We start from the raw sequence: 3,623 nt of genomic DNA, 5'->3' as shown, positions 1-3,623 counted from the left end.
AATTTCAACGGTGATAGAGACGGCTCCTATTGACAAACACGACAAGCTAAAAAGCCTGATGAGTTGGAAGTTTCAATCCTTCAAAAAAGTCCAGCTCTTAGCCGATTAGAGTATAATTTGCATACGATCGTGCGGTTGCCGAATGGGGTGTTTGCGCCTTACACGTCGATTCCGACGAATCTGCTATTTTTTGATGCGTCGGGGGCAACGGAGGAGATTTGGTATTACGAGGTGCCGTTACCAGAGGGGCGCAAGAGTTTTAGCAAAACGAAGCCGATGCAGGAAAGTGATTTTGATGGCTGCTTTGCCTGGTGGAACGACAGAACAGAAAATACACAGGCTTGGAAGTATGACTTTAAGGCAGCTTACGATAAAGCAAAATCGGAAGCACAACCGCATTGGGATGCCGCGAGAACAGCAGAAGCGAATGCAAATCGAAACGCTAAGAGAGTTAAAGAATTAGAGACGCAGATTCAAAATATCAATGCCTCTTTACTTGATTTTTCACCTGCGAAACAACAAGCGAAAGTTAAGCAGCAGATTCAAGATCTGAAAGAGGAACAGAAACGGACTCTGGCAGAAGAACGACAAGAACGAGAGATTGCTAAACAGGAGCAAACAAAAAGGGATTCGCTGTACTGGTGTATTTACAATCTGGATCAGAAAAACCCGATCGCCCAAAATGATTTTGAGCATTTGCCGCCTGAACAATTGGTAGCTGACATCTGGAGAAAAGAGCAGCGAATTTTAGAGATTTTGGGGGAGATTAAGGATGTGCTTCAGACGAAGCCATCGAAGGAGAATTTGTGATGGTGGAAATTCCCTAAGTACAGGACAAAAGCTTGCAAAAGGGGGTTAGGAAAGGGTTTCATGCAAATAGTGAGTTCACAATATGAAACCCTATGCATCAGATTACCCAATTGCGGCAGACATTGCAGCCCTTGCTAGGCTGGCATGGAGCACGAGTCGCCTTTCTGTCCTTATTTCTGGTTGCCCTGTTCCGGGTGAAGACCGTGAACCTAGCAGAGGTGGCAACCGGGTTTGCGGGAGGTGCGAAGGCAGCCTCAAATTATAAACGCATCCAACGATTCCTGCGGTCGTTTGAGCTTAACTACGACCAGATCGCCCAACTGGTGGTGAGACTGGTCGGGATTCCGAAGCCGTGGGTGTTGAGTGTAGACCGCACCACCTGGGAGTTGGGGTCAGTGACCATCAACATTCTGATGTTAGGGGTCGTGCATCAAGGGGTCGCGTTTCCTCTGTTTTGGCATCTATTAGACAAGCGGGGCAACTCGAACACGCAAGAGCGCTTTGACCAGTTGTCGTTTAACACGCTTTTTGTCCTGATTAACACATTAAGTGTCACCCTTGAAAATCACTGAAAGCTTTATCCAGTAGTCTTTTTAAGACTACCTTCTCAAATTTTAGAATTAACACATTAGATGTCCGAAGTGTGCAAAGCACTCGATCAATGCCTGGATTGGACGTTTAATGTGTTAACTTCCGATCAAAAAGCAGAGATGTTTCTGGTTCTGTAGCACTGGGGAAAACGCTAGAGCTTTGCCCTGTTTACGTTGCAGGTTTCTCCCCGTAAAGTAGCGGACATTTAATTTGTTAACGAGGACAAAGAGCGTGTTACGCGACATCTGGATAAAGATATTGTGAATCTGATCAAGCCTAGTACTCAAATGCTACGTAGATCTGCGATATTTTAATAAAGTCTTCTGAGAATAATTTTACTCAGTGTTTCAGAAATTTTCTGAACCATTTGCTAAGTGTTGGACTACTAGCGAATGATGAAAGCGCTGAAACCTTGCTGGTTAGGTTTTTTGTGTTCTCGCAGCCGTACCAGGCGAGATAGCTTCTATATGGAGCTTTCAAACATCAGTGTACTTTTAGAGACTAGTATCCTCCATTCTCGGCAGATTTTGATAGAACTTCTAGATTATCCAAGGCTAGCATCATGATCTTCAACGATATTCCTCCCTTCAAGAATGTAATTGGTCTCCCTGTCACTGCTTTTACGTTTGATGACCAGATATCTCTCATATTGAAATGGGCTAAATGTTTAGTCAGTAGAGTTGTCTGTATTGCGAACGTTCATATGTTAGTGGAGGCATATCGAGATCCAGAATTTGCTCCTGTGTTGCAAAATGCTGACCTAGTAACGCCTGATGGAATGCCTCTGGTTTGGATGTTGAGGTTAATGGGAGCCCCAAACCAGGATAGAGTTGCTGGGCTGGACGTTCTGTTAGCGTTGTGCGAACGAGCATCTACAGAAAACATCAGTATTTTCTTCCTAGGCTCCCAGTCATCCATTCTAGAAAAAATGAGGTCACAGCTAGAGCAGGACTTTCCGAATCTGCAAATCTCGGGTATGGAGCCGCTTCCCTTCCGCCCCTTATCAGAGAATGAAGATAAGGCAGTGGTTCAAAAACTGAATGAGAGTGGATGTGGTCTTGTGTTTGTTTCCTTGGGTTGCCCGAAGCAGGAAATTTGGATGTCCAAACACAAGGATCAGGTTCAGGCAGTCATGATTGGACTTGGGGGTGCATTTCCAGTCTACGCAGGGATTCATAAACGAGCTCCCCAAGTTATTCGTTCCTTGGGCTTGGAATGGCTTTATCGATTAGTGCAAGAACCTCGTAGGCTTTGGAGCCGCTATAGCAGCACCATTCCAATCTTCATCTGGTTAGCGTGCAAGCAACTAGTAACCTCTGATCGAACAACCATAACGTAGAAAACGTAGGACTGCGTGCCATGCACCTTTTCCTGGGTTCATTGTTGTAAGGTTTTCAGTGCTTTCGTTTCATATCTATTAATTAATGAGGAGATGCATGACAGAAAAACGTGCTCTGATTACAGAAGTTACTGGACAGGGCAGCTCATATCTGAGTAAGTATTTTTGGAGAATGGGTACGAAGTTCACGGTATTATCCGACGCACCGCTACCTTGAATACAGACCGCAGCGATCGCATTTATGAAGATCACATTGACGACCAAAGTGTTTGCTTGTTCCTGCAGTACGGGGATTTTACTGACAGCACTACCCTACGTCGAGTTTTGGAAGAGGTGCAACCAGTTGAAATTTATAACCTGGGTGTTCAATCTCATGTCTCCGTCAGCTTTGATTCACCCGAATATACTGTTGATGCCGTTGGGCTAGATACCCTTCGCTTACGCGAAGCGATTCATGACTACCAGCATCGAACGGGGATTCAGGTTCGCTTCTACCAGTCGGCTTCCTCGGAGATGTTTGAGAAGGTGGTGAAAAGCGCCGATGCCTGGATACGGAAAGGGCAAAACAAGCGTTTGGGTTTGAGGAAGGCTTGAGAAACACAATCGAGTGGTATCGCAAGCACACAAATTAAAAAACCAAATATCCCTACCTGTGGTTCAAAATCTCGTTAGGACGCAATCGTGGTCAAAATTCCGATTCAACTTAAAGCACTTGACTTTGTATTATAAGGATCTGGGTCATGACAACATCTAATTCTTCATTAGACCTGTTGTGAAATAAGGCAGAATATATAGAACGAGTGAGTGGAGACGGAAGGATGCTAGATGTAGATCGAGTGCTGCGACAAGACCGACTGGTGCGAGCGATGACGGGCTTGAACCT

The 3,623-nt window shown here is 45.0% G+C and carries 3 protein-coding genes and 1 pseudogene; all 4 read left to right on the top strand.

Annotated elements, in window-relative coordinates; genetic code table 11:
* The first annotated feature begins 117 nt into the window (after window positions 1–117).
* The 4 genes and pseudogenes from BRW63_RS26710 to BRW63_RS26695 all read left to right on the top strand — a co-directional run bounded on the left by BRW63_RS26710 (window position 118) and on the right by BRW63_RS26695 (window position 3,334).
* On the top strand, window positions 118–810 hold the full coding sequence (locus tag BRW63_RS26710) for an N-6 DNA methylase family protein (RefSeq protein ID WP_223257538.1): 693 nt from the start codon (window positions 118–120) through the stop codon (window positions 808–810).
* A gap of 92 nt (window positions 811–902) precedes the next feature.
* A pseudogene (locus BRW63_RS26705) lies at window positions 903–1,310 on the top strand (IS4 family transposase); the annotation flags it as partial.
* 653 nt (window positions 1,311–1,963) lie between these two features.
* A complete protein-coding gene (locus BRW63_RS26700; protein ID WP_073075337.1) occupies window positions 1,964–2,740 on the top strand; it encodes a WecB/TagA/CpsF family glycosyltransferase in 777 nt (258 codons plus the stop codon).
* Window positions 2,741–2,905: 165 nt separating this feature from the next.
* Window positions 2,906–3,334, top strand: coding sequence for a GDP-mannose 4,6-dehydratase (locus BRW63_RS26695; RefSeq protein WP_317615852.1), 429 nt, complete (start codon window positions 2,906–2,908; stop codon window positions 3,332–3,334).
* The last annotated feature ends 289 nt before the right edge of the window (window positions 3,335–3,623 follow it).

The organism is Phormidesmis priestleyi ULC007 (assembly GCF_001895925.1).
Classification (GTDB): Bacteria; Cyanobacteriota; Cyanobacteriia; order Leptolyngbyales; family Leptolyngbyaceae; genus Phormidesmis_A; species Phormidesmis_A priestleyi_A.
Note: the sequence above shows the minus strand (reverse complement) of the source record. Positions and strands in the feature narration are given on the sequence as shown.

Excerpts from the sequence above, each read along its gene's own strand:
- BRW63_RS26700 (WP_073075337.1), top strand. The coding sequence starts at position 1,964 with ATGATCTTCAACGATATTCCTCCCTTCAAGAATGTAATTGGTCTCCCT.